The organism is Pseudomonas sp. BC42 (assembly GCF_021560055.1).
Classification (GTDB): Bacteria; Pseudomonadota; Gammaproteobacteria; order Pseudomonadales; family Pseudomonadaceae; genus Aquipseudomonas.
Genome location: NZ_CP091067.1, coordinates 5,729,333 through 5,755,372 on the forward strand (window position 1 = coordinate 5,729,333; position 26,040 = coordinate 5,755,372).

Annotated in this window: 22 protein-coding genes; 8 read left to right on the top strand and 14 right to left on the bottom strand. The window is 64.5% G+C overall.

Annotated elements, in window-relative coordinates; all coding sequences use genetic code 11:
• Nucleotides 1-71: 71 nt before the first annotated feature.
• On the bottom strand, nucleotides 72-1,019 hold the full coding sequence (locus tag L1O02_RS25885; RefSeq protein ID WP_235758948.1) for a DMT family transporter: 948 nt from the start codon (nucleotides 1,017-1,019) through the stop codon (nucleotides 72-74).
• Between the two features lie 156 nt (nucleotides 1,020-1,175).
• Between L1O02_RS25885 and L1O02_RS25890 the strand changes: the two genes are divergently transcribed.
• The 3 genes from L1O02_RS25890 to L1O02_RS25900 all read left to right on the top strand — a co-directional run bounded on the left by L1O02_RS25890 (nucleotide 1,176) and on the right by L1O02_RS25900 (nucleotide 4,642).
• Nucleotides 1,176-2,069 (top strand): AraC family transcriptional regulator, encoded by an 894-nt coding sequence (locus L1O02_RS25890; protein WP_060837617.1) that lies wholly within the window; start codon nucleotides 1,176-1,178, stop codon nucleotides 2,067-2,069.
• A 418-nt stretch (nucleotides 2,070-2,487) separates the two neighbouring features.
• On the top strand, nucleotides 2,488-3,762 hold the full coding sequence (locus tag L1O02_RS25895; RefSeq protein ID WP_235758950.1) for an OprD family porin: 1,275 nt from the start codon (nucleotides 2,488-2,490) through the stop codon (nucleotides 3,760-3,762).
• Nucleotides 3,763-4,030: 268 nt separating this feature from the next.
• Complete coding sequence (locus L1O02_RS25900) at nucleotides 4,031-4,642, top strand: phosphatase PAP2 family protein (protein WP_231979003.1); 612 nt, start codon at nucleotides 4,031-4,033, stop codon at nucleotides 4,640-4,642.
• Between the two features lie 34 nt (nucleotides 4,643-4,676).
• On the opposite strand, the gene L1O02_RS25905 is transcribed toward L1O02_RS25900, so the two are convergent.
• The 11 genes from L1O02_RS25905 to L1O02_RS25955 all read right to left on the bottom strand — a co-directional run bounded on the left by L1O02_RS25905 (nucleotide 4,677) and on the right by L1O02_RS25955 (nucleotide 17,312).
• Nucleotides 4,677-7,115, bottom strand: a complete 2,439-nt coding sequence (locus L1O02_RS25905; RefSeq protein WP_235758952.1) for a TonB-dependent receptor — start codon at nucleotides 7,113-7,115, stop codon at nucleotides 4,677-4,679.
• A 275-nt stretch (nucleotides 7,116-7,390) separates the two neighbouring features.
• Nucleotides 7,391-9,094, bottom strand: coding sequence for a bifunctional metallophosphatase/5'-nucleotidase (locus L1O02_RS25910; RefSeq protein ID WP_060842522.1), 1,704 nt, complete (start codon nucleotides 9,092-9,094; stop codon nucleotides 7,391-7,393).
• A gap of 133 nt (nucleotides 9,095-9,227) precedes the next feature.
• The gene (locus tag L1O02_RS25915; protein ID WP_060837612.1) at nucleotides 9,228-9,872 is read right to left on the bottom strand and encodes a MotA/TolQ/ExbB proton channel family protein; all 645 of its coding nucleotides are present in this window, start codon (nucleotides 9,870-9,872) and stop codon (nucleotides 9,228-9,230) included.
• Nucleotides 9,873-9,900: 28 nt separating this feature from the next.
• Nucleotides 9,901-12,141, bottom strand: a complete 2,241-nt coding sequence (locus L1O02_RS25920; RefSeq protein ID WP_060837611.1) for a TonB-dependent receptor — start codon at nucleotides 12,139-12,141, stop codon at nucleotides 9,901-9,903.
• A 43-nt stretch (nucleotides 12,142-12,184) separates the two neighbouring features.
• Nucleotides 12,185-12,952 carry an energy transducer TonB gene (locus L1O02_RS25925; protein WP_235758954.1) on the bottom strand — a complete coding sequence of 256 codons (768 nt, stop codon included), beginning with the start codon at nucleotides 12,950-12,952 and terminating at the stop codon, nucleotides 12,185-12,187.
• Between the two features lie 4 nt (nucleotides 12,953-12,956).
• The gene (locus tag L1O02_RS25930; RefSeq protein WP_060837609.1) at nucleotides 12,957-13,364 is read right to left on the bottom strand and encodes a biopolymer transporter ExbD; all 408 of its coding nucleotides are present in this window, start codon (nucleotides 13,362-13,364) and stop codon (nucleotides 12,957-12,959) included.
• Nucleotides 13,365-13,532: 168 nt separating this feature from the next.
• Entirely contained in the window at nucleotides 13,533-14,522 is a 990-nt protein-coding gene (locus L1O02_RS25935; protein WP_235758956.1) for a FecR family protein, read from the bottom strand.
• A complete protein-coding gene (locus tag L1O02_RS25940; RefSeq protein WP_060842519.1) occupies nucleotides 14,519-15,097 on the bottom strand; it encodes an RNA polymerase sigma factor in 579 nt (192 codons plus the stop codon). The genes L1O02_RS25935 and L1O02_RS25940 overlap by 4 nt, the downstream gene beginning before the upstream one ends.
• 11 nt (nucleotides 15,098-15,108) lie before the next feature.
• Nucleotides 15,109-15,435: a DUF3325 domain-containing protein gene (locus L1O02_RS25945; protein WP_060837606.1), complete on the bottom strand. Its 327-nt coding sequence runs from the start codon at nucleotides 15,433-15,435 to the stop codon at nucleotides 15,109-15,111.
• Nucleotides 15,436-17,010 carry a PepSY-associated TM helix domain-containing protein gene (locus tag L1O02_RS25950; protein WP_235758958.1) on the bottom strand — a complete coding sequence of 525 codons (1,575 nt, stop codon included), beginning with the start codon at nucleotides 17,008-17,010 and terminating at the stop codon, nucleotides 15,436-15,438.
• Nucleotides 17,007-17,312: a DUF3649 domain-containing protein gene (locus L1O02_RS25955; RefSeq protein ID WP_041116026.1), complete on the bottom strand. Its 306-nt coding sequence runs from the start codon at nucleotides 17,310-17,312 to the stop codon at nucleotides 17,007-17,009. The genes L1O02_RS25950 and L1O02_RS25955 overlap by 4 nt, the downstream gene beginning before the upstream one ends.
• Nucleotides 17,313-17,533: 221 nt before the next feature.
• On the opposite strand from L1O02_RS25955, the gene L1O02_RS25960 reads away from it, so the two are divergent.
• The 3 genes from L1O02_RS25960 (at nucleotide 17,534) to fecA (ending at nucleotide 21,491) form a co-directional block, all read left to right on the top strand.
• A complete protein-coding gene (locus L1O02_RS25960) occupies nucleotides 17,534-18,022 on the top strand; it encodes a sigma-70 family RNA polymerase sigma factor (protein ID WP_235758959.1) in 489 nt (162 codons plus the stop codon).
• Nucleotides 18,023-18,030: 8 nt separating this feature from the next.
• Entirely contained in the window at nucleotides 18,031-18,996 is a 966-nt protein-coding gene (locus L1O02_RS25965) for a FecR domain-containing protein (protein WP_060837603.1), read from the top strand.
• 134 nt (nucleotides 18,997-19,130) lie between these two features.
• Nucleotides 19,131-21,491, top strand: a complete 2,361-nt coding sequence (fecA, locus tag L1O02_RS25970; protein WP_235758961.1) for a TonB-dependent Fe(3+) dicitrate receptor FecA — start codon at nucleotides 19,131-19,133, stop codon at nucleotides 21,489-21,491.
• A 66-nt stretch (nucleotides 21,492-21,557) separates the two neighbouring features.
• On the opposite strand, the gene L1O02_RS25975 is transcribed toward fecA, so the two are convergent.
• Nucleotides 21,558-21,965 carry an HPF/RaiA family ribosome-associated protein gene (locus L1O02_RS25975; RefSeq protein ID WP_060837601.1) on the bottom strand — a complete coding sequence of 136 codons (408 nt, stop codon included), beginning with the start codon at nucleotides 21,963-21,965 and terminating at the stop codon, nucleotides 21,558-21,560.
• Nucleotides 21,966-22,178: 213 nt separating this feature from the next.
• On the bottom strand, nucleotides 22,179-23,126 hold the full coding sequence (locus L1O02_RS25980) for a LysR substrate-binding domain-containing protein (protein ID WP_060837600.1): 948 nt from the start codon (nucleotides 23,124-23,126) through the stop codon (nucleotides 22,179-22,181).
• Nucleotides 23,127-23,261: 135 nt separating this feature from the next.
• Between L1O02_RS25980 and L1O02_RS25985 the strand changes: the two genes are divergently transcribed.
• A complete protein-coding gene (locus L1O02_RS25985; protein ID WP_108544321.1) occupies nucleotides 23,262-24,638 on the top strand; it encodes an L-serine ammonia-lyase in 1,377 nt (458 codons plus the stop codon).
• Between the two features lie 63 nt (nucleotides 24,639-24,701).
• Nucleotides 24,702-26,003: a serine/threonine transporter gene (locus tag L1O02_RS25990; protein WP_060837598.1), complete on the top strand. Its 1,302-nt coding sequence runs from the start codon at nucleotides 24,702-24,704 to the stop codon at nucleotides 26,001-26,003.
• Nucleotides 26,004-26,040: the final 37 nt, after the last annotated feature.

Here is a 26,040-nt window from a genome sequence, read left to right on the forward strand (position 1 = left end):
ACCCCCTGCCGCTGCCGAGCCTGCGAGGCTGCGAAAAGGTCCGCAGGACCTTCAGCGATAGCCCGGCAGCATCAGGTCGCCTGGTTTTGCGACGGCTGCGCCGCCGTTCGCAGCCTCGCGAGCTCGGCAGCGGCTACAGAGGCTGGTACAGCCTTGGGTTTACGGAACACCAGCACGTTGCCCAGCATCACCAGCACCAGTCCGGCCAATGCCGGGGCGGTCCACTGATAGCCTTCGGCAAAGGCCGAGACGTTCAGCGCCACCACCGGGAACAGCACGGTGCAGTACGCCGCCCGCTCCGGGCCCATGCGCCCCACCAGGGTCAGGTAGGCGGTGAAGCCGATCACCGAACCCGGTATCACCAGGTACAGCAGCGAGCCGATGTAGCGGGTGCTCCACTCCAGGTCGAAGGCAATGCCCTGGACCAGGCAATACACCGCCAGCATCGTCGCGCCGTAGGCCATGCCCCAGGCATTGGTGGTCATGGGCTTGAGCCCGGCTTTCTGCTGCAGGCTGGAGAGCATGTTGCCCGCCGAGAAACACAGGGTGCCGAGCAGGGCCAAGCCCAGGCCCAGCAGGGTTTGCGGACTGGCGCTGTGGCCCGCCAGTTCGGGCCAGAACAGCAGCCCCAGCCCGAGCAGCCCCAGGCCGCCGCCGAGCAACACGTTGCGGGCGATCTTCTGGCCGAAGAACACTCGGGCATTCAGGGCGTTCCACAAGGTCGCGGTGGAAAACACCACCGCCACCAGGCCACTGGGAATCCACTGGCTGGCGTGCAGGAAGCACATGAAGTTGATGCAGAACAGGCACAGGCCCTGGGCCAGGCAGATCAGGTGGCCACGGCGGTTCATCGGCTGCAGCTTGCGGCTGAGCAACAGCAGGACGAACAGCACCAGGGCCGCCAGGGCGAAGCGATAGACGATGGACACCGGTATCGCCACCACCCCCAGTTGCAGTTTCAGGGCGATCCAGGTGGTGCCCCAGATCAGCACGGTCAACAGGTACAGCGATAGGTTCATGGCACGACTCCTTTATAAGGTGTGCAGTGTCATGCCCGGCAGATCAGGGGCGCTTGCACAAACTTGCGCTTTTTATCAGCCCGGGGCTGGCAGCGCAGGGGCGACGGAGTAGCATGCGAAACACCGGCAAACGGACCTTTGATTGACGCCCCCACCATGCCCGCACTGGATACCCTGCAAGTCTTCCAAGCCTTGAACCGCTCGCCCCATGCTCGCCTGGAGCACAGCGCCGAGCTCGGTGACGGCTTGTCCGCGGCCTTATGGAGCAACCATCACGACGCCCAGGAATATCAGGCGCCCGGCCACCACACCCTGTCTTGCTACCTGGCCGGCGGCACCGGCACCTTTCGCCGCGATCAGCCGGGCAGCAAGGGCGCCCCGGGCAAGCTGTGCATCCTGCCCGCCGAGCACCAGTCGGCCTGGGTGATCAACGGCGATATCCGCCTGGCCCACGTGTATTTCAGCCCCGAGCAGTTCGCCCTCGGCTGCGTCACCCTGCTGGACCGCGAGCCCCGGGACATGCACCTGCGCGAGAGCACCTTCGTCGACGACCCCGAGCAGACCCGGCGCTTCGCACAGTTGGTGCGCCTGAACTGGGACGAGCCCGGCGAGCGCCTGCTGACCAGCAGCCTGGCCCACGAGATGCTCAGCCACGCCCTGCTCAATCAAGTGGGCCCGCGCCAGGGTGTCCGGCTCAAGGGCGGCCTGGCCGCGCACCAGCGCCGCCTGCTGGTGGACTACATCGACAGCCAGCTGGACGCGCCGCTGAGCCTGGGCCAACTGGCGGGGTTGTGTGCGCTGTCGGAATACCACTTCGCCCGCATGTTCCGCGCCAGCTTCGGCCTGCCGCCCCATCAATATGTGCTGGCCCGGCGCCTGGTCCGGGCCCGCTATCTGCTGCGCCACAGCGCCCTGCCCCTGGGGGAAGTCGCCCTGGCCTGCGGCTTCTCCAGTGCCAGCCACTTCACCAACCGCTTTCGCCAGGCCCTGGGCGGCACGCCCGGTGACTACCGGCAGGCGTTCCAGCGCCAAGGTTCGGACTACCGCTAAGCCACCTCCGCTGACCCCTTCTTGCGGCAAAACCCACGCCGACACGTCCGAATTCGTAACTGACCAAAGTTCCTTACTTAAACAAGACAACTCTTACAACCCAATTAAACAACTCCTACACACCCCTCCATAAAAGAGCACTTTCAATAAATACTTATATGACAACCAAAAACATAAACAGGTAATAATTTTAAAGTTTCAGTTACCACTTCATTCACAGAGCTGATGGTTCTTGTTTAACCCTAGGCCCAACTTAGTCTTCCGACTTTGAATCCCGGGCATTACGCAAAGATTCAACATCCCCATACCCACAACACACCACTCACAACTTCGATCAACTCAAACCAACCGGCAACAACTCAACACGTCATTCGTCAATCGCCTGACTCCAAAAACAACAAGAACAGAGGACGATGCAATGCTTTCAAGAAACTGGCCACGACAATGGGTCAAGCGCTCGACCCTGATGTGTGCCTTGATGCTGGCCATTCCGGTCAACGCCGAACTGCTGGGCGACAGCAGCGCTCGCCTGGAACTGCGTAACTATTACTTCAATCGGGACTATCGCGAAGGCACGGCCCCGAGCCGTGAAGAATGGGCGCAAGGTTTGCTCTTGCGCCTGGACTCGGGGTTGACCGAAGGTCCCATCGGTGTCGGTGCCGACGCCATCGGCATGCTCGGCATCAAGCTCGACTCCTCGCCTGGCCGAACCGGCACCGGGCTGCTGAAGGTGGCGCGCGATGGCCGGGCAGAAGATGACTATTGGAAACTGGCCCTGGCCGGGAAGCTCAAGACCGGCAAGACCCTGTTCAAGTTCGGCGCGCTGGTGCCACCGGTACTGCCAACCTTGAAACCCAACGACGGCCGTCTGTTTCCGCAAGTTTTCGAAGGCGGGCTGCTGACCTCGAATGAAATCGAAGACCTGGAATTGACCGCCGGGCGCCTGAGCCGGGTCATGCAGCGCAACGCCACGCAGTACACGCCACTGACCTTAAGCCCCTTGAACCGGCGCTTTCAGGGTCAGGGGGCCACGGCGGAACACTTCGACATGGCGGGCGTCGACTATCGGTTCAACAAGCAATGGCTGGCGCGTGTGCATGTCGCCCAACTGCAGGACATCTACCGCCAGCGGGTCTTCACCCTGGTCAACAAGAGCCCCTGGGGAGCGGGAACATTCAGCAGCGATCTGCGCTTGAGCCTGATGAACGACTACGGCGATGCCAAAGGCGGCAAGATCGACAACCGCGCCCTGCAGGGACTCATCGGCTATGCCTATGAAGGCCACAGCCTTGGCCTGGCTTATCAGCGAATGTTGGGAGACACCGGTTATGCCAACATCCTGGGCGCCGATGCCAACTTGATCAACTTGTCGGTACTGGGTGACTTCGCCAATGCCAAGGAACGCTCCTGGGCACTGCGTTATGGCTACGACTTCGCCAGCCTGGGCTTGCCGGGCCTGAGTTTCAACAGCCGCTATATATCCGGCAGCCATGCCCAGATCACCGGCAGCCAAACCATTGGCAAATCATGGGAGTTGGATAACGAACTGCGTTACGTCGTACAACAAGGCCCGCTGAAAAACTTGAGTGTGCGCCTGCGCACCGCGAACTATCGCTCCAACTATGCCAAGAACTTCATTCGTGACACCGATGATACACGGCTGATGTTCAATTACGCCTGGAACTTCAAGTAACCCAACTAGCAGACCCCATGTAGCGAATCAAACTCCTAGAGGTGATATCCACATGCAACGCCTACTATCCAAATGTTTGGCCGGTGTATTGCTTTCAAGCCTGATCCACCCAGCCGTGGCCCAACAACACAGCCAAACGGACAATGTCCCGGAGTTCCGACCCGGTTACTTGATCGGATATCTGAAACAGCAGGATCTGCCCAATAGTCTTGCGCTGTTACCGCCACCTCCTGCGGTGGGCTCACAAGCCTTCGCGCTGGACCAGAGCATGGCTGAAAAAAGCCAGGTCTTGCGTGGCAGCAAACGCTGGGCGCTGGCCATCAGCGATGCCAACCTGAAGTTCCCCGCCGCCGCAGAGACGTTTTCCTGTGCGCTGAATGCGCCCATCAGCGAACAGCAGACACCTGCGCTGTACAGAGTCTTGCGCCGGACCCTGACCGATGCCGGGCTGGCCACCTATAGCGCCAAGAAGCGCTACCAGCGCACACGGCCCTTCGTCTACAACCAGCAGCCCAGCTGCACCCCGGAAGATGAGGCCAAGCTCGCCGAAGATGGTTCCTACCCGTCGGGCCACAGCGCCATTGGCTGGGCCTGGGCGCTGCTGTTGAGCGAACTGTCCCCCGAGCACGGCGACGCGCTCTGGGCCCGTGGCCGGGCCTATTCGGAGAGCCGCATGGTGTGCAACGTGCATTGGTACAGCGACGTACGTGAAGGGCGCGAGATCGGCGCGACCACCGTGGCACGCTTGCACACCGATCCGACCTTCCAGGCCGACTTCGCCGTCGCCCGGCAAGAGCTGCTGGCCGTCCGCGCCAGGGGCCTGACCGCCAGCGGCGACTGTGCGGCACAAGCGCAAGCCCTGGCACTGGGCGCCGACTAAGGCGCCACGGCCAGGCCCGGGATCAGGGTGCTCATCAGAACTCCAGGGTGCTGGACAGCGACACCTGACGGGCATCCCCCATGGACACGAAGTACTTGCTGGCCGACGAGGTGTAGTAGGTCTTGTCGAACAGGTTCTTCACGTTGAGCTGGAACTTGACCTTCTGCCCTTCGACCCGGGTGTCGTAGGTGGCGAAGGCATCGGCCACGGTGTAGCCCGGCAGGTCGAAGCTGTTGGGCGCGTCCCCGGCGCGCTGGCCGACATAACGGGCCCCCGCGCCGACCCGCAGGCGGTCGCCGCCGATCAGGCTGCCGAAGTCGTAGACCGCCGACAGCGAGCCGCTGTTCTTGGCCACGTTCTGCAACTGCTTGCCCTTGTACTGGGTGTCCTTGGTCACCTCGGTGTCGGTGTAGGCATAGCTGCCGATCAGGCTCCACTGATCAGTGAGCTGCCCGGTCAGGTCCAGCTCCAGGCCCTGGGAGTGCACTTCACCGGCCACGCTGGTGACGGTCTCGGTGGCGGTGGCCGTGGACACCAGCACATTGCGCTTGGTGATGTCGAACAGCGCCGCGCTGGCGGTGATGCGCCCGGGGATGTCGAGCTTGGCTCCCAGCTCCCAGGACTTGGCCTCTTCCGGGGCGATGGAACCGTCCAGCACCGCGGTGCCGCCGGCCAACTGGGCGATGCTGGAGTTGGGTTTGAACGACTCGGTGTAGCTGCCGTAGAACGACAACTGATCGGTGTAGCGATACACCAGCCCGGCACGGGGCACGAACTTCTGTCCGTTGCTGTCGGTGTTGGCGTGGAACGGCCGGCCCTTGCCGGCGTACTGGTCGTATTCCTGGAAGCGTCCGCCGCCCACCAGGATCCACTGGTCGGTGAGGTGGATGGCGTCCTGGAAGAACAGCGAGTCGCTGCGCAGCAGGTCGGTCTGGTCGCTGTCCGGGGCGCTGACCGTGGTGCCGGCCACTTCCCGACCGTAGACCGGGTTCAGGTAGTTGAAGGTGGTGCGGCTTTTCTGCCGGATCAGGTCGGCGCGGTAGATCTTGCGGTACTCGTCGTCCAGGCCGAACACCAGGTCGTGCTGCATGCCGCCCAGCTGCACCTTGCCTTCCAGGCTGACGGTGGCGTAGCGATCGGTGGTCAGGGCGTTCTGGGTGCCGTCCATGCTCCGGGTCAGGGTGCCGTTGGGGTTGACCGCGGTCAGGCGCACCTGGCTGGCGTCGTAGGTCTCGCGGTTCCAGCTGTAGCCGAAGTGGGCTTTCCAGTCGTCGCTGAGCTCATGATCGACTTCAAGGCGATACAGGTCCGAGCGCCCTTCCATGTTGTTGAACGGCTCGTCCAGGCGTCGGGTGGCCGGGATGTCCAGCGGGTGGTTGGTCTTGGGATCGATGGCGGTGCCGCGATCGAACGGGGTGAGGAACTCGCGGTGCTCGTAGGCCAGTAGCACCCGGGTACTCTCGCCGTACCAGGCCAGGGACGGTGCCACCAGGGATTCGCGATGGGTGCCGAAATTGCGCCAGTAGTCCTCGTCTTCATGGTCGACGATCAAGCGGTAGGCCAGCCCGGAATCGCCGAGCGGCCCGGTGGTGTCGAGGCTGCCGCCGCTGCCGTTCTTGCCCGAGCCATAGGTCGAGCCGCGCACGGTCAGGGCCGTGGATTGCTGCAGCTCGGGCTTCTTGCTGACCACGTTGACCACGCCGCCCGGGTCCTGGATGCCATACAGCAGCGACGAGGGCCCCTTGAGCACTTCCACCCGTTCCGCCGTGGCATTGAGCGCCCGGCCCTGCACCACCGGCATGCTGTCGCGCATGATCGAGCCGTTGCGGTTGTCGCCGAAGCCGCGCAGCAGCACCGCGTCCTGGGTGCCGCCCAGGGTGTTGGTCTGGGTGATGCCGCTGACATTGGCCAGGGCGTCATCCAGGTTGCGCGGGGTCTGGTCCCGCAGTACCTGGGCTGGAACCACGTTGATGATCTGCGGGATCTCCTGGTTCAGCGCCTGGGAACGGGCCACCGAGGTGCTGGCCGGCGGCTGGTAGCTGGTGCTGTCGTCTGGCCCCTGGGTGGTGACCTGGGTCGCCTCCAGGTTCAGCCCGGCGCCGCTCGGCAAGGGTTCCAGGACCAGGGTGTGGGCATCGCTGCGGCGGTAGCCGAAGCCGGAGTTGCCCAGCAGGCGCTGCAAGGCCTGATCGGCGCTGAACTGGCCGCTAAGGGGGGGTGCCGTCAGCGCATAAGGCGCTTCGTCGGTGTAGATCACACTGATCCCGGTGATCCGGGTGAAGTCGCTGAGGGCCTGGGGCAGCGACTTGGCCGCGATGGAAAAGTTGAACAGCGCGCTGTGTTGCGCAACGCCGGACTCGCTCGCCAGCGCCACGCCCAGGGGCAGCATGGCCAACCCCGACACCACCAGCGCCGAGGCGCCGAACCACCGTTTGACCGAAGCGTTTGCCGCCGAATGTGCCCTGGACTTCATGCTTGAGACTCGCGTGTAAAAAAGCCGTGAATGCGAATTAGTCGCACTTTCAAGCACTACACGTAGCTCGAACGCCAAGACCTCACCTGTTTTTTGAAAATATTTTCACGACGGCGAAAACGCCCCCCGCCCGATGCATCCCCTGTAGCCGCTGGCGCAGGCGGCGAACGGGCTGGGCGGTATTCCGACGAAGCGGTCGCGGCGGTCTAAAGATCGCCAAGCAAGGTCCTGCGGACCTTTTCGCAGCCTCGCTGGCTCGGCAGCGGCTACAAGCGTCAGTTGAGGCGCTGGATACGCCCGGCGCTGGTGCTGGAGCCCACAGGCCGGCCCTGCTGGTCCATGGCCTTGAGGTACTGCAGCATCGCGTCCAGGTCGCTGAGCCCGAGGTCGCTGCGGTTGCCCCCGCTCTTGAACAGGCTGAAGCGGTCGCCGCCATCGGCCAGGAAGCCGTTCATCACCACCCGGTAGTTCGCCTCGGCCTGCAGCGGCTGGCCATTGAGGCGCAGGCTGCCGGGCACTACGCGGCTGTCCGGCGGGCGCTTGGCGTCCCAGCGGTAACTGAAGCCCTCGGACACTTGCAGGATGTTGGCATCGTCCGCGCCCTTCCATTGCTGGTTGAGCACCTGCTCGATCTGCCGGCCCGTGAGGTCGAAGGCGATCAGGTTGTTGTTGAACGGTTGCAGGGTCGCCAGTTGCCCGTAGTTCACCCGGGTTTGCCCGGGCTCCAGGGCCAGGTCGCTGCGAATGCCACCGGTGTTCATGAAGGCGATCTGTGCGCCGTTGGCTCGGCCACCGGCCAGATGCGCGTCGGCGATCAGGTCGCCGATGGGCATTTCTCCGGCGGCATCGGCGCGCCGGGCAATCGGCGAGGCGGCGATCGCGCCCACCGGTTTGAGCAGCACCTGGTTGCTGCGCGCTTCGACCTGTTGTTGCAACTGCGCCAGGGCCGGGTCCTGTGGATAACGGGCCGGATCGGCCAGCAGGTTGACCGCCTGGATGCTCGCCACCCGGTGCTGGCCCGGGGTCACTTGCAGGGTCAGGTGGGTCAGCAGGTGGCCGTATGAATGGCCCTGGGTCACCAGCAGCGGCCCGACCTGGCACAGGTAGCCCTGGTGCGAGTGGGCGCTGATCAGCACGTCCACCGCCGGGTCCAGGCGCTTGGCCACCTCGACGATATCGCCGCCCAGTTGCGAGCAGTCCGGCTTGTCGAACGGCTCCGGGGTCGAGCCGCCCTGGTGCACCACGGCGACGATGGCGTTGACTCCCTTGGCGTTGAGTTCGGGAATCAGCCGGTTGATGGCGTCGGCTTCATCGCTCACCTGCAGGCCGCGCATGCCCTTGGCGCTGACCACCGAGGCCACGTCCCGCAGTACCGCGCCGACAAAGGCCACCTTGACCCCGCGCACCTCCTCGATGCGATAGGCCGGCAACAGCGGCTGGCCGGTGTCGCTGTCCAGCAGGTTGGCCGCCAGGTAGGGGAAGCCGCTGCCCGGGTAGTTCGGGCGGAACTGGCAGGCCTTGTCCGGTCGCGACGACTGGCAGCCACCGTTGAGCTGGCGCAGGAACTCGGCCTTGCCGTTGTCCAGTTCGTGGTTGCCGATGGCGCTGAGCTTCATGCCCATCTGGCGCAGGGCCTCCAGGGTCGGCTCGTCGGCCCACATGGCCGACAGCGGCGGGCTGCCGCCCACCAGGTCGCCGGCGCCGATAAACAGCAGCTGCGGATCCTGCTGGCGCAACTGGGTGAGCATGCCGCCCAGGGTGGCGATGCCGCCGGCCGCAAGCTTGCGCACCCCGCCCGGGGCCTGGGGGTCCTTGTAGCTGAAGGGGTTGGCCTGCAGGTAGCCGTGCAAATCGTTGATGGCGACGATGTTCACCGCCACCGGTTGCGGCTCGCGGGTCAGCGAGCTGCAACCGGCCAGGGTCACCAGGGCCAGGGTCAGTGCACCCAGCAGCCGGGGCATGGGACGAAGACGGGACATGGAAAAAATCCTTGGAAAGTCGACGAAAAAAAAGCCGCTGGCCAAAGCTGTGAGGGGACGACCCGGGGGGCTGGACAACAGCACCGGTCCGGTCGTCGATCACAGCCTGCGCCAGCGGCGACAGGCTAGGCCATCAGGCCGGTTGCAGGCTGCCGTGGAGCGCTTGCGGTGCGGGCGGCGCCTTCAGCGCGGTGCCCATGCCGGCGCGCAGCAGCAGGATCTTCAGGTGGTCGGTGATGCGCTCGACCCGGTCCTGGAAGTGGTTGTGGAAGATCATGCTGCCCAGGGCAATGGCGATCCCCAAGGCGGTGGCGTACAGCGCGGTGCCGATGCCCTTGGACACTTCGCCCGGGTCGCTGACGCCGGTCTCGGCCAGGGCCTTGAAGGTGTCGATGATCCCCAGGATGGTGCCCAGAAGGCCCAGCAGGGGCGCGGCGGTGACCACGGTTTCCAGCAGCCACAGGCCATGCATCAGCTTGCTGCGGGTGGCGATGTAGATCGACTCGCTGAGGTCTTCCAGGTCCTTGTGGCTGGCCAGCCCCTGCTTGTGGGCAAACAGCTCGGCGACCATCTCCAGGGGCAGGCTGTTGCGCTGGCGCAGCTCGGCGGGCAGGTCGTCGACGCTGTGCATCTTCGGGTTGAGCACGCTCTCCAGTTTCTTCGCCTGGCGCAGGCTGAAACTGAAGTAGATGCCCCGCTCCACGGCGATAAAGGCGGCAATCGCGGCGGCGCCATACATGGTGTAGAAGGTGATGTCGTGCAGCAGATTCATGTCCATCGTCATTTCCTCTTGGCCCCGAAGGGCATCAGAACCCGGCTTCCAGGGAGACCATCGCGGTGCGTTCCTCACCGACGTTGTAGTAGGCGGTGCTCGGCGCCAGGCCGTTGGTGCGCTGGGTGTTGAACGACACGGTACGGGTCGAGGCCAGGTATTCCTTGTCGAACACGTTGAGCATGGAGAAGCGCAGGGTCGCGGACTTCAGCACCTTCTTGTCCACCGGCAGGTGGATACCGGCGTTGAGGTCGACCACGGTGCGGCCGGCGATCTTCTCGTCGTTGGTCAGGTCGCCGTAGAAGGCGCCGACGTACTTGCCGACGACGTTGCCGTAGTAGCGCGAGTCGTCGTAGCCCAGGCTCAGGTTGAACATGTTTTCCGGCACGTTGGCCAGTTGCTTGCCGGAGGTCGGCAGCAGCACGTTCTTGTTGGTCAGGTCGTCCATCTGCTCGGACTTGGTGTAGGTGTACGAGGCGTAGTAGTTGAAGTCGTGGGGCAGCTTGCCGCTCCACTCCAGCTCCAGGCCGCGGTTCTTCACTTCGCCGACGTTGGCCACGACGTAGTCGCCGTTGAGGTCGGTGGTGGAGATCTGCCGGTCCTTGAAGCTGATGTAGAACAGGGTCGCGCTCAGGGCCATGTTCTCTTCGCTGTAGCGCCAGCCCAGTTCCTGGTTCCAGCTCAGCTCGGGTTTCAGGCTGATGGAGTCGCCCTTGTTGTAGAGCACGTAGTTGGGCGGTGTGCGCATGTTGCGGGTGACGTTGTAGAACGCCTGGTTGTTCGGGTCCACCTGGTACTTGGCGTTGAAGCTGGGCAGGAACTGGTGGTACTTGGCGTCGCGTTTTTCCGGCTTGTCGGTGAGGCTGCCGAGGTTGTTGCCGTCGCGTTCCACGTACTGGTAGGCCAGGGCTCCGGTAAGGGTCAGGTCCGGGGTCGCCTGCCAGGTGTCCTGCACCCAGAGCTTCTGTGCCGGGGTCACGGTGTACTGGTGACGGCCCTGGACCGTGACGCCGTTGCGGTCCACCAGTTGGTCGGAACCGTTGTAGTCGCCCCAGACATTCTCCGGAGCACCGTTGCCCTTGATGCCGATGAAGGGCTGGGTCTGGCGCTGGCGGGCGCGCTCGTACCAGTAGCCGACGTCCAGGCTGTGCTCTTCGTTGAGATCCCACTTGAGCTTGGTGGTCATCCCGGGGCGCCAGGTTTCGGTCCACGACGGCCGGTAGTAGGTGCCGGCAGGCAAGCCGGCCAGGTCGTAGTTGCCGGCCTTGTTCGAGCTGGCGGACAAGCTGGTGGCGGTCTGGCCGCTGAAGCTGCCGCCGTTGGACCACACGTAGTAGGGGTTGAAGGTCAGGCTCAGGTCGTCACGCAGCTGAAAGCGCTGGGTCAGCGAAGCGGTCACGCTCTCGAAGGGGTTGCGGTTGAGCTTGTAGGACTGGGACACGCTGCCGTTCTTGAACACGGTGCTTTCCGAATAGTCCAGGCGCCGGCCCTGGTTCTGGAACTGGGCCTTGCTCAGGCTGTTGTAGTTGTAGTTTTCCTGCAGGTTGTACTTGACGATGGCGTTGGTGGAGTTGCCGTTGCCGTCTTCGAACAGGGTGTTCCACTCGACCTTGTCGGCCCGCAGGGTGCCCTTGCCGCGCCATTTGTCGCCCTCGGTGTGGGACGCCGAAACCCAGGTCTTGAAGCCGCCCAGGTCACCGGTATTGAGCCGGGCGAAGCTCTTGCGCACATTGTTCGAACCGATGGACTGCTTGGCGAACACGCCAAAATCCTTGGTCGGGCGCACGGTCACCAGGCCGATGTTGCCGCCGCTGGAGCCGATGTGCGGGCCGTCGGCCTCGGACGAGCCCTGGGTGACGAAGACTTCGCTGAAGTTCTCCGGGTCGCCCATGAGGTTCGGGTAGATGCTGTAGTCCCCCGAGTCGTTGATCGGGAAACCGTCGGCGGACAGACCCACCTGGTCGGAGTTCATCCCGCGCATGGTGAAGTTGGTGCCACTCAGGCCCGTGGCGTCGGTGCTGGAGACGTTGATGCCCGGGGTGTACTTGAGCTTGTCCACGGCGTTGGCGGTGGGGGCCATCTGGTCCATGGCTTCCTTGGTCACGGTGGAGCGCCCCTTGGCGCTTTCTTCCTTGATCATGTGGCCGTTGCCCAGGGTCTGTTTACCGGCAACGTTCACCGCACCGACGTCAACTGTATCTTCGGCCAGAACCAATGGCGCAAAACTGCCCAGGCCCGATGCCAGAAGCAGGGCATAAAGTTTATTGATCTTCACGGGTCAATCCCTTGCTTACAACTTTCGTTAATAGGTGATGGGTTTATTCCACGTTGTAACTAAAGGTCGCGGTAAAACGTTGCTTGTTCTTGCCGGAGAATGCGTCCGAGGGAAACGGTGAAACTTTCTCCACGCGGCGCAAACTGGTTTGCGCGGCGCGATTGAGCAACATGTTCGGCGCCTTGTTTTCGATGCCACTGTCGAGCACGTTGCCGGCCCGATCGACTTCCAGCCAGATCACCACATCGCCCTGGGGACGTTGCAACGAGGCCTCGCGGCCGCTGGGGTATTGCTTGTGCTTTTCCAGTTCCTTGCGCAAAGCGGCGGTGTACAGGCTTTCCTTGATGGCACTGCTGGGCGCCGCGGGTGCGGGGGCCGGAGCAGGTACGGCGGCCGGTGGCGCCACCGGCTTGGGGGCGGCGGCCACCGCGAGCTGCGGCGCCACCGGAGTGCTCTGGGCCACGGCGGCCGGGGCCGGCTTGGGCGGCTGCGGCTTGGCCACCAGAGGCTTGGGCGCCGGCGGTTTGGGCTTGACCACCGGCTTGGGCTTGGGCGGCTCGATCACCAGCGGCTCTTCCTCGGGCACCACCTGCGGCGGCTCGGGCTCGACCGGCAGCGGCTCGGGCGGCGGCGGTGGCTCGGCAGCGGCCAGCAGTTCGGCGGCATCGACCAGGGCAATTTCCACCGTGCTTTCGTCGTACACCGGCTTGATCTGCAACTGTTGCAACTGGCTGGTATAGATCACCAGCAACAACAGGCCAGCCGGCAGCAGGCACGCCAGCCACTTGCGTGTTTTATATAAGGCGAACATGGCGTCAGGACTTGCGTGTAGCGATGGAGACGGAAGAGAAGCCATTGCCCTTGAGCAAGTCCATCACCGACACCAGGCGCTTAACTTCCACGCCCTGATCGCTATTGATAATGATCACCAACTTTTCACTGCCGTTATTCAGCACTTTGAGTTGGGCCAACAGTGCCCCTTCATCCAGGTCCTGTCCGTCCAGTTGCAGACGTTCCTGCAGACCCAGGGTAATCACCGCCTTGTTTTGCGGCTTCAACTGTTGCGCGGTGCTGGCCACCGGCAACTGCGTCTTGATTCCCACGGCGGGAATCACGTTGAGACTGATGAGTACGAAGAACACCAGGAGAAACATCATCACATCGATCATCGGAATGATTTCGATGTGGGCCTTCTTCTTTTTAGCGACATCCCAGCTGCGCATCGTCTTGCTCCCGCTTCAGCCTTCCCTCCCTTGTGAGAGCTGAATCACAACCCTCGCCGATCCTGACCATGTGCTCAGGAATGCGCAGATGATCCGCGCCCCATGTAACGTTTTGGTGACAGAACGGTGTGATCTCGATGAATGTTCGGGAGCTCTGGGACGGGCCTTTCAGCGCAGGACCAGGAGTCGGCCAAAGAGCTGGTGCTGCTCGAAGCCCAGGACGGCCTGCAGGGAATCGAGGACCGCTTGCGGGTCCTTGCTGGAGAAACTGCCGCTGACCCGGCGCGCCGCCAACTCGTCGTTGAGCAGAACGATGCGTCCGGGGAAATAGCGCCGCAGGTCGGCCACCACCTCACCCAGGGGCGCGTGGTAGTAGTTCAGCCAGCCCTGGCGCCAGGCCAGTTGCGCCTCGCTGTCGACACCGTGCAACGGGGTCGCCGCAGCATGCCCGTAGGCCACTTGCTGGCCGGCGCCGAGTACCTGCTGCGCCGCGCCCTGGGCCGCCGTGACCCCGACCCGCCCGGACAGCACCGTGACCTGGGCCCCTTGCGGTTGCAGGCGCACTTCGAACTGGGTGCCCAGGACTCGCGTCTCGCCCTCCCCGGCCGCCACCACGAAGGGCGCGCCGGTGTGGCTGACACTGAAGAACCCGGCGCCGCGGCGCAGTTGCACATGCCGCTCGCCGCCGCTGAAATCCACGGCAATGGCGCTGTCGGCATCCAGGGTCACCTGGCTCTGGTCGGCCAGGGTCACGGTGCGCACCTGGCCCGGCGCGGAAACGTAGTCGGCCCCCAGGTCATCGACCCAGCGCCCGGGCTGCCAACCGGCGCCCAGGGCCACCGCCAGCACCAGGCTGGCGGCCATGGCCAGGCCCGCCGACCAGCGTCGTCGGCTCCGGGCCCGGGCGCCATCCATGGAACGCAGCAGGCCTTGCAGGGCCAGGGCGTCTTCATCGGCCAGGGTGCGCGCCGGCTGTTCGCTCAACTCCCACAGCACCTGGGCCTGGGCATAGGCCTCGATGTGCGCGGGGTCGGCCTGCAGCCACTGGCTGAACGTCGCCTGATCACCGCTGCTGGGCTGATCGTGGAGCAGGCTCAGCCAGGCCAGGGCCGCCTGTTCCTGGGCGGGCGTCGGGATAACGCGGGAGCGGTGGTTCACGGTGCATTCCTTGGCGTGCGCGGGGTCGAGGGGTCCCGCAGGCTGGCCTTGCAGGCTTCGAGGGCGCGCATCATGTGTTTTTCCACGGCGCTTTGGGACAGGCCCATGACCTTGGCGATCTCGGCGTACTTGCGCCCATGGATGCGGTTGAGCAGGAAGATCTGCCGGGTGCGTTGCGGCAGGCTGCGCAGGGCGGCCTCGACATGGCGCAGATCGTTGCCGGCTTCCAGGGCGGCCTGGGGTTCGCAGCCCTGGTTGTCCTGTTGCTCCGGCAGCCAGCCTTCGCTGACCCGCACCCGCGCGCCCTCGCTGCGCAGGTGATCGATGGCGATGTTGCCGGCGCAGCGCAGCAGGTAGGTGCTGAGTTCTTCGACCTGCACCAGCGGCCGGCGCCAGAAGCGCAGGAACAGGTCCTGCACCAGATCCGCGGCGGTGGCCCGGCAACCGACCCGGCGGCTGACCAGGGCTTCCATCTGCGCCCGCTGGGACAGGAACACCTGGAGAAAATGCGCGCGACTGCCCCGCAGATCGGGGTGATCCAGATCGGAGGGTTCCGGTGGCAGGGTGCTCATCATGGGCCGCTCCTTCAGAACCCGGCCAGGGCGGCGAGCGGGCTGGCCAACAGGCTGGCCCCCGCCATCGACAGCACCAGGCGCGGGCGATAGGGCAGCAACAACACCAACAGCAGGGCGCTGGCCATCAGCACCGCGCACCACTGCACCAGGCCCAGGCTCCAGCCGGTTTCGAGCACCGCCGCCGCCAGCGACAGGCCCAGCAACAGCCAGCCGCCCAGGCGCAGGCCGTGTCGGCGCCGGGTCGTGGGCTTGCGCCCGAGCACCTCAGCGTGGTGCCGGTCCAGGGACAGGCACAGACCGGTGAATCCGGCAAAGCACAGCAGCAGCGCCAGCAGCATTCAGTTCACCTCGGTGTCAGGGGCCGGTGGCCGTTGTCGTGGGGCACGGGCCGCCGCCGGCTGGCCGCGATGCATCTTGCGCGCCGCCCAGGCCAGGAACAGGCCGCTGCCCAGGCAGGTCAGGTCGAAGCCCGCCAGCATCCAGTCGCCGCGGACCATGAGGCCGTCGGCCCGGCTCGGGCTGGTCAGGACGTCCAGCAAAGGAATGCCGGCGAACAGCAAGGCCGCCAGGCTCAGTTGCTCGACCCAGGCACGACGCTCCGGCCGCAGCACGGCATGCAGCAAGCTCAGGCCCCACAGCATGAAGAAGCCGTTGACCTCCCAATCGGCACGTTCGGCCAGGGTCACCGGCAACAGCCGGTTGGCCCAGAAGAACCCGGCCACCGCCAGCACCAGCCCGGCCATGCTGGCCAGGTTCAGCACTTGCACCAGACGCAGCTCGAAGGGCAGCGCCGGGCTCTTGGCGTGCTTGAGCTGGCGCTTGCCGAGCCAGAGCACCAGGCCGGTGCCGATCATCGCGGTGCTTGCCAGGCCACAGGCAAAGTACAGCCAGCGCAACAGCGAACCGGCGAACAGCCCCATGTGCAAACCATAGAAACTGCCGCTGATGGCCTTGGGCAGGGATTGTTCCGGGCTGGCCTGCAACAGCTGGCCACTGACCCCGTTGAACGACAGGGTGCTGCCCCCATCGCGCACCACCCGGTCGGCGCTGTGGCGCATGACATGCACCGAAGCGTTGGCATCCCCCGGGTGATTGATCACCAGCCGCTGCACCCGGCCCCCCGGCCAATGGTCCAGGGCCTGTTCGAGCAGCGGGTCGAGGGCGGTCAGGGGCGCTGCCCGACCGGCCGCCGGGGTGTTGTTGCTGGCCGGCCGCAGGTCCTTGAAGTAGGCGTTGCTGTCACCCTTGTAGGCCACCTGGATGCTCGCCGGCATGACCATGGACATGAAGATCACCAGGCTGCTGTAGGTGATCATCAAGTGGAACGGCAGCACCAGCACGCCCAGCGCGTTGTGCCCGTCGAGCCAGGTGCGCTGGCCCTTGCGCGGGCGGAAGGTGAAGAAGTCCTTGAAGATTTTCTTGTGGGTGATGATGCCGCTGATCAGCGCCACGAACATCACCATGGCCGCCAGGGTCGAGAGCCAGCGGCCCCAGGGATAGGGCATCTGCAACTGGAAGTGGAAGCGGTAGAAGAACTCGCCGCCACGGGTATCGCGCACGTGCAGTTCGCTGCCGGTGCCGGGGTCCAGGAGCTTTTCCGTGAACACGCCGCGCTCGCCGGGGGCGCTCGGCGCCTGCCAGGCCACCGCCAGCAGCGGCTGGCGCGGGTCCGGCAGGTCGATGAACCAGCGCTGGGCGCCCTGGCCGTGCTGTTCCAGGTAGCGCTGGGCCAGCTCCAGACTGACGTCGGCGTTCAGGGCGCGGGCCGGCGCCTCGGGCTGCATCCAGTGGGTGATTTCCGCCTTGAAGTAGGACAGGGTGCCGGTGAAGAAAATCGCGAACAGCAACCAGCCCAGCAACAGCCCGCTCCAGGTGTGCAGCCAGGCCATGGATTGCCGCAACCCCTCCTTCATGACCAGGCCGCCCAGTAGAGACTGCCGCTCACCAGCGCCAGCACCAGGCTCGGCAGCAATACCCCGGCCCAGGCCTGCCAGGCACTGCGACAGGCGAAGCACCAGAGCACCGCCAGCAGGTAGAACACGAAGGACAGGAGCATCCCGCTGAGCACGGCATCGACCCTGGGGCCAGGCAGCAGCAGGGTCAGGCAGACACTGGACAGCGCCGCCAACAGGTAGCCCCCCAGGACTGCGGCGCAGACCCGCGAGGCAACCGCCAGACGATAGGAAGCGGGGAGCCCGCCGGCCTTGCTTTTCATGTTTGGACCTGGAAACGAAGGGAGAAGCCCGGGATGCCACGCAAGCACCCGGAGCCAACAGGCGCACGATAATAATGATAAATATTCTCATATGCAAAAAACCCCAGGCACAGCCACTGGCTGCCGGCGACGCGGGCGGATTGCCGAATGCCAGGTAGCGACACTACAATGCGAACAATTCTTGTTCTCTTGTGCGCCCTGCGGGTGCAGGAGCGTCCCGCTTGTCCCATTGCGCTACCGTCGAAGGCCTCTACCAGGCCCATCACAGCTGGCTGAACAACTGGTTGCGGCATCGGCTCGGCTGCCCCCACAGCGCCGCCGACCTGGCCCAGGACACCTTTATCCGGGTGCTCAGCGCCCGGGAAACGCCGGCCCTGATCGAGCCCCGGGCGTTCCTCACCACCATCGCCAAACGCGTGCTGTACAACCACTACCGCCGCCAGGACCTGGAGCGGGCCTACCAGGAAGCCCTGGCGCACATGCCGGAGCAACTGGCCCCCTCCGAGGAGGACCGGGCCATCATCCTGCAGACCCTGATGGAACTGGATGCCCTGCTCGACGGCCTGCCACGCCCGGTCAAGCGGGCCTTTCTGCTCTGTCAGCTCGACGGCCTGAGCTACGGCGAAATTGCCCGGGAGTTGAACATTTCCATTGCCACGGTCAAACGTCACCTGAACAAAGCCGCCATGCGTTGTTACTTCGCCCTGTGAGCGCCTCGATGAATCCACACCTCAATGGCCAGCCCGACTTCAGCAACGCCGTGGCTGAACAGGCCGTGCACTGGCTGATCGAAATGCAAGGCGGCCCCTTGAGCCCGCGCCAGCAAGCGGCCTGGCAGCAATGGCACGACGCCCACAGCGAACACCAGCGAGCCTGGGCGCATATCCAACGGGTCAATCAGCGCTTGCGCGGCGTGTCCTCGCCCCTGGCCCACGCGGCCTTGAATGCACCGAAATCCGCCAGCCGGCGCCAAGCGATGAAGCTGTTGCTGATGCTCGGTGCCGGCTCGGCCGCCGCCTGGGGCCTGCGGGAACACAACCCGCTGCCGCCGCTGTTGGCGGACTACCGCAGCGCCGTGGGCCAGCGGCGCACCTTGCAGCTGAGCGATGGCAGCCAGTTGCAGCTCAACACCCGCAGTGCGGTGGATGTGCGCTTCGATGGACAACAACGACTGATCCGCCTGCTGGAGGGCGAGATCATGCTCAGCGCCGGCCAGGACGCCCGGCCGCTGCTGGTACAGACCGCCCAGGGGCAGGTCCGCCCCGCTGCCGCACGAATCAACCTGCGCCAGTTCAAGGAGCACAGTCAGCTGGCGGTGTTTTCGGGAACGGTCAGCGTGACGCCGGCGCACTACAGCGCAATGCCGCCTCAGGTAGCGGCCGGACAGCAACTGAATTTCACCCACAGCAGCTGGCAGCCGCCCCGGGCCCTGGATGCCGGCAGCGGTGCCTGGAGCGAAGGCATGCTGGTGGCGGCCCATATGCGCCTGGCGGATTTCCTCGACGAGTTGGGGCGCTACCGTCGTGGCCAGTTGAACTGCGATGCCCAGGTGGCGGACCTGCTGATCTCAGGCAGTTATCCGCTGGATGACAGCGAGCGGATTCTCGACCTGCTGGCCATCAGCCTGCCGGTCAGGGTGCGGCGCTTTACCCGCTATTGGGTCACGGTTGAGGCCCGGGCCTGATTGTCGGCAACCGCCATCCGTCGCTGGTTCTTTCGCTCAGGTAGATTTTTTTCAAGGCCGTTGAGCCGTTTTGCCCGGCTCGGGTGACAGAGAGGGAAAGCCACCTTGATTCCCCCTTCTCAGGATCGCCGTTCATGACCGAGCACCCCATCCGCCTCACGCCCCTGGCCCGTACCCTACGTCACCTGTTGCTGGGCGCCAGCCTGAGTCTTGCCAGCCTGCCCCAGGTCCTGGCCGCCACCACCGAGACCAAGCCCTACCACATTGCCCCGACCAGCCTGGAAAGCGCGCTGAACCAGTTCGGTCGTGCAGCCGGGGTGCTGATCTCCTTCGGCTCAGAGGTCACCCGTGGCTTGCAAAGTCGTGGCCTGGAAGGTAACTACAGCCCGGAACAGGGCCTCAAAGCCCTGCTGCAAGGCACCGGCCTGCAAGCCCGGGCCGAGGGCCAGAATGCCTTCAGCCTGCAACCGGCCAGCCCCGAGGCAGCTCCGGCGTCGGTGCAACTGGAGGCTTCCAGCGTGGTCGGCGACTGGCTCGGCGATGCCCGGCAGGGCGATGTCTTCGAGCACCCCGGCGCCCGGGACGTGATCCGCCGGGACGAGTTCGAGCGCCAGGGCGCGACCCAGGCCCGGGACGTGCTCAATCGGATTCCCGGGGTCAATGCACCGGACAACAACGGCACCGGCAGCCACGACATGGCCCTGAACTTTGGCATCCGCGGCCTCAATCCGCGACTGGCCTCGCGCTCCACGGTGCTGATGGACGGCATCCCGGTGCCGTTCGCCCCCTACGGTCAGCCGCAGCTGTCGTTTGCCCCCATCAGCATGGGCAACATGGATGCCGTGGACGTGGTGCGCGGTGGCGGCGCGGTGCGCTACGGCCCGCAGAACGTCGGCGGCATCGTCAACTTCGTGACCCGGGCGATTCCCGACACACCGACGGTCAAGGGTGGTTTTCAGACCGAGACCAGCCCCTCCTCCAGCCACGACGGTTTCAAGACCAGCAGCAACCTGCTGGCCGGTGGCACCGCCGACAACGGCCTGGGGGGCGCCCTGCTGTATTCCGGCACCCGCGGCGGCGACTGGCGCGAACACAGCGACACGCAGATCGACGACCTGATCCTCAAGGGCAAGTACCAGCTCGACGAGGCCAACAGCTTCAACGCCATGGCCCAGTACTACGAGGGTGAAGCGGACATGCCCGGCGGCCTGAACGTGGCGGACTACAAGGCCGACCCGTATCAGTCGACCCGCCCCTACGACAAGTTCTGGGGCCGGCGCACGATGTTCAACCTCGGCTATCGCTATCAGGAAGATCGCCGGGAGTTCAGCGTCAACAGCTTCTTCACCAAGACCCTGCGCAGCGGCTACCTGGACCAGGGCAGCTTCCTCTCCCTGTCGCCCCGGGAATACTGGGTGCGAGGCCTGGAAACCCGCTTCGCCCAGGGCTTCGACCTGGGAGACAGCAGCCATGAAGTGGGCGTCGGCTATCGCTACATCAACGAAGCCGGGCATGAACTGCGCTACCGCACGCCGGTGACCGCCAACCAGGCACTGCCCACCAGCAACAGCCGCAACGACCGGGATACCCGCGGCGGCACCGAGGCCCATGCGTTCTTCGTCGACGACCGGATCGATATCGGCAAGTGGACCCTGACCCCGGGGATCCGCTACGAGATGATCGAGTCCCAACAGAGCAACAACCTCACCCACGTCAAATACCAGGGCGACTACAACACCGCCCTGCCGGCGCTGAATGTGCTGTATCACCTCAACGAGAGCTGGAACCTCTACGCCAACACCGAAGGCTCCTTCGGCAGCGTGCAGTACAGCCAGATGCCCAACCGCGTGGCCAGCGGCCAGGTCAAACCGGAAAAGGCCCGCACCTGGGAACTGGGCACCCGCTATGACGATGGCACCCTGCGGGCGGAGATCGGGGCGTTCCTGATCAACTTCGACAACCAGTACGACAGCAACCAGACCAACGACACGGTGATCGCCCGGGGCGAAACCCGGCACCAGGGCATCGAGAGCAGCATCAACTACGCCCTGGACGGCCTCGATCCGGCGCTGGCCGGTTTCAATGTCTACGCCACCTATGCCTACGTCGACGCCACCATCCGTGAGGACGGCCCGAACCAGGGCAACCGCGTGCCCTTCTCGTCCAAGCACAAGGGGACACTGGGGGTGAGCTACACCGAAGGCCCATGGAAGCTCAACCTCGACAGCAGCTACCAGAGCAGCCAGTTCGCCGACAACGCCAACACGTCACGCGAAAGTGCCGACGGCAGCAACGGGCGCATCCCCGGCTACATGCTGTTCAGCACCCGGGCCGGCTACGACTTCGGCCCGCAACTGTCGGACCTGAATGTGGCGGTGGGGGTGAAGAACATCTTCAACCACCAGTACTTCACCCGCTCCTTCGACGACAACAACAAGGGCAAGTACGTGGGTGAACCGCGCACTCTCTACGTGCAGACGTCGGTCGCGTTCTGATTTGTTTCGCCACAAAACAAAACGGGCCTGCAATGCAGGCCCGTCGTTGGGAGTGAAGCTCAGCCGTCAGCTATTGAGCGCGGCCTGTTGGTTTTCCAGGAATTCTTCTTCAAGCAGGGCATCGGCCTCGCTACCATCGCTGCTAGGTACGGCCGCCGCACGTTTGCCGCGCAGTTTGCCGAACATGTGCTCCAGGGCGCTTTCCAGCTTGATGGTGGCACCATCGATGGCCTGCTCCAGGGTGTCGGCCTTGTGGGTCACGGAAATCGGTTGGTGACCTTTCGGACGGGCTTCCAGCTGGCAGCGCATATCGTCCGGACCCGACTTGCCGCCGTTCTCGTCCCGCAGGTGGACCACGACCCGGGTCAAATCTTCTTCGTAGCGTTCGAGCGTGCTTTCAACGGTGCTGCGCACCCACTCCTCCATCCGAAGGCTGCTTTGAATATGGTTATCGCTATGGACTTGGATTTGCATAGTTCTTCCCTTATTTCAGCTTGCTCGTAAGAGGGTCAAGGCAGGGCGTTTGGACCTGCGTTTCGTGACCTCTTGGTTACACAATTAGGCACGGCGACGAACATTTCAACCCCTAAAAAAAGATAAATATTCATACGCAAATAAACCCGGACAAACTGCAAAAGCGCTGTTACTGTCGGGAGTTAGCTCCACTCGGCTACCGCGCTTGCCCCCTCACAATTGCCCCTCGCCCAGAGGGTGCAGACCGCGAAAAATCTCCGCCTCCTCCACCAGCCAGTCATGCACCGCGCGTACGCCCGGATGACTCAGCGCGCCCGGCGCATAGAGCAGCACATAGCGCTTGTGGTTGGGCACCGCCAGGCCGAAAGGCACGATCAGGGTGCCGCGCTCCAGCTCGTCGTTGAGCAGGGTGCGTCGGGCAATCGCCACGCCCATGCCGGCAATCGCCGCCTCGATGGTCAGGTGATTGCGGTTGAAGGTATGGCCACGGCGCACGTCCGCGCCCTCGAAACCGATGGCATTGAGGTAAAACTCCCATTCGGCGTATTCGTAGCTGCCGCGCCAGGCGGTGATGTCGTGCAACAGCGGAAAATGCGCCAGGTCCGCCGGGCCGTGCAGCGGCGGTCGGCCGCGCAAGAGGCTCGGGGCACACACAGGAAAGATCTGCTCATCCAGCAGCGCGGTGGATTGCAAACCGGGGTAGCTGCCGTCGTTCAGGTCGATGGCCAGATCGAAGTCGCCTTCGTGCAGGGCCACGCTGCTGTCTTCGGCCACCAGGCGCAGCTGGATCTCCGGATAACGCTGCTGCAGCCGCGGCAGACGCGGGGTCAGCCACTTGCCAAGGAACGACGGGATCGAACGCAGGCGCAAGGTGCCGCTGATCATTCCCGCGTCCAGGCGCCGCAGTTCCGCATCGATGCTGCCGTAGGCCTCGCTCACCGTCAGCGCCAGCCGCTGGCCCTCGGCACTCAGCTCGACGCCCCGGGGCCGGCGATGAAACAGGCGCAGCCCCAGGCGCTCTTCCAACTGGCGAATCTGCTGGCTCACCGCGCCGGGGGTGATGTGCAGTTCTTCGGCACAGCGAGTGAAGGACAGGTGCCGCGCGGCACAGGAAAACACATGCAGCCAGACATAGGTCTGGGCATGAAACTGACGACTCATCGTTTAGTCCTGCTAAAGGATCTCTTAGGAATTTTCGTTGGTCAGCCGCGACCGACCCGGGCAGTATCGCCGACATTGCGCTTGGCCTACAAAAAATGGCAGCGATCCACCTTCCATTGCTTGTAAGGCTTTAGCATGGCTATCAGTGTTTTCGATCTTTTCAAAGTCGGTATCGGCCCCTCCAGTTCACACACCGTAGGCCCGATGCGCGCCGCCGCCACCTTCGCCCAGGCACTGTTCGACCAGGGCCTGGAGCAGCAGGTGCAGCGGGTGCAAATCCGCCTCTACGGCTCGCTGTCGGCCACCGGCGTCGGCCATGCCACCGACCGCGCCAGCGTCATGGGCCTGATGGGCCAATGGCCAGACAGCATCGACCCCAGCAGCATCAACCCTTGCATAGCGCAACTGCGCGAAAGCGGCCAGCTGCTGCTGGGCGGACGCACGCCCATCGCCTTTGACTGGCAGCAGGACTTGCTGCTGCTGGACGAAAGCCTGCCCTACCATCCCAACGCCATGTCCCTGAGCGCCTCCGGCGAGCAGGGCATGCTGCTGGAGCAGACCTACTACTCGGTGGGCGGTGGCTTCATCATCGAGGCCGCCCAGGTCGAGACCGGTGCCGACGCCGCTGCCAGCGTCGAATTGCCTTACGACTTCAACAGCGCCGCCGAACTGCTGGCCCTGTGCAAGACCCACAAGCTGCGGGTCGGCGAACTGATGCTGGCCAACGAACGGGCCTGGCGCAGCGATGCGGAAATCCGCAGCGGCCTGCTGCATATCTGGTCGGTGATGCGTGAGTGCGTCGAACAGGGCCTGCGCCACGAAGGCACCCTGCCCGGCGGCCTCGACGTCCCGCGGCGCGCCGCCAAGCTGCACCGCAGCCTGCTGGAAATCGGCAAGCCGAACGTCATCACCTCGACGCTCTCGGCCATGGAGTGGGTCAACCTCTACGCCCTGGCGGTGAACGAGGAAAACGCCGCCGGCGGCCGCATGGTCACCGCACCCACCAATGGTGCGGCGGGGATTATCCCGGCGGTGCTGCACTACTACATGAAGTTCAATCCCCAGGCCTGTGACGACGACGTCGTGAGCTTTTTCCTCGGCGCCGCAGCCGTGGGCATCCTGTGCAAGAAGAACGCTTCCATCTCCGGCGCCGAAGTCGGTTGCCAGGGTGAAGTGGGCTCGGCCTGCGCCATGGCCGCCGCCGGCCTGGCGGAAGTTCTTGGCGCCACGCCCGAGCAACTGGAGAACGCTGCCGAGATCGGCCTGGAACACAACCTCGGCCTGACCTGCGACCCGGTGGGCGGCCTGGTGCAAGTGCCGTGCATCGAGCGCAACGCGATTGCCGCGGTGAAGGCGATCAACGCCACCCAGATGGCCCTGCGCGGCAACGGCCAGCATTTCATTTCCCTGGACCGGGTGATCCGCACCATGCGCGATACCGGCGCCGATATGCACGACAAATACAAAGAAACTTCACGGGGCGGCCTGGCGGTGAGCTGGGTGGAATGCTGAGGAGCCTTGCCTGACCGTCCGTAAAACGTGAGCCCGAGCAAAAATAATAACGAGGCGATACCGATGACCGATGTACCGACACCTGCTGCCGAACACCCTGCTGTAGCCACACCCCGCGACACCGCGACAGCCCACCAGGGCTGGAGCAAGCACGACACCACCTGGATGCTCGGCCTGTATGGCACCGCCATCGGCGCCGGCACCCTGTTCCTGCCGATCAACGCCGGGGTCGGGGGCTTCTGGCCGCTGATCGTGCTGGCGCTGCTGGCCTTTCCCATGACCTTCTTCGCCCACCGCGGCCTGACCCGCTTCGTCCTCTCCGGACGCTCCGGGGACATCACCGAAGTGGTCGAGGAACATTTCGGGATCGGCGCCGGCAAGCTGATCACCCTGCTGTACTTCTTTGCCATCTTCCCGATCCTGCTGGTGTACAGCGTGGCCCTGACCAACACCCTGGGCAGTTTCATGGAGCACCAGCTGCACATGACGCCACCGCCCCGGGCGCTGCTGTCGCTGCTGCTGATCCTCGGCCTGATGGCCATCGTGCGTTGCGGCCAGGGCGTGATCGTGCGGGCCATGAGCCTGCTGGTCTATCCGTTCGTCGCCGCCTTGCTGCTTCTGGCCCTGAGCCTGATCCCCAACTGGAACGGCGCCTTCTTCGCCTCGGCCAGCGAAGGCATGGCCCTGCCGCTGTTCTTCAAGACCCTGTGGCTGGCGATTCCGGTGATGGTGTTTTCCTTCAACCACTCGCCGATCATCTCGGCCTTCGCGGTGGATCAGAAGCGCCAGTACGGTGCCCTGGCCGAGCGCAAGAGCAGCGGCATCCTGGCCACTGCCCACGGCATGATGGTGCTGACGGTGATGTTCTTCTGCTTCAGCTGTGTGCTGGCCCTGTCGCCGGCGGACCTGGTGGCGGCCAAGGAACAGAACATCTCGATCCTGTCCTACCTGGCCAACCACTTCCAGACCCCGGTGATTGCCTACGCCGCGCCGCTGATCGCCCTGGTGGCCATTACCAAGTCGTTCCTGGGCCACTACATCGGCGCCAGCGAGGGCTTCCAGGGGCTGATCGTGAAAAGCCTGCGCAGCCGCGGCCGTGTCCTGTCGGCCGGCAAGCTGGAAAAGATCACCGCGCTGTTCATGGTCCTCACCTGCTGGGCCGTGGCCACCTTCAACCCAAGCATCCTCGGCATGATCGAAACCCTGGGCGGCCCGGTGATTGCCTGCCTGCTGTTTTTGATGCCGATGTACGCGATCCAGCGGGTGCCTTCACTGCGCCAGTACTCGGGCCAGCTGTCGAACCTGTTCGTGGTGTTGATCGGCCTGATCGCACTGTCTGCGATCATTTACTCGTTCCTGCCCTGAAACGGACCGGAATAAAAAAAGCGGACCTTGCGGTCCG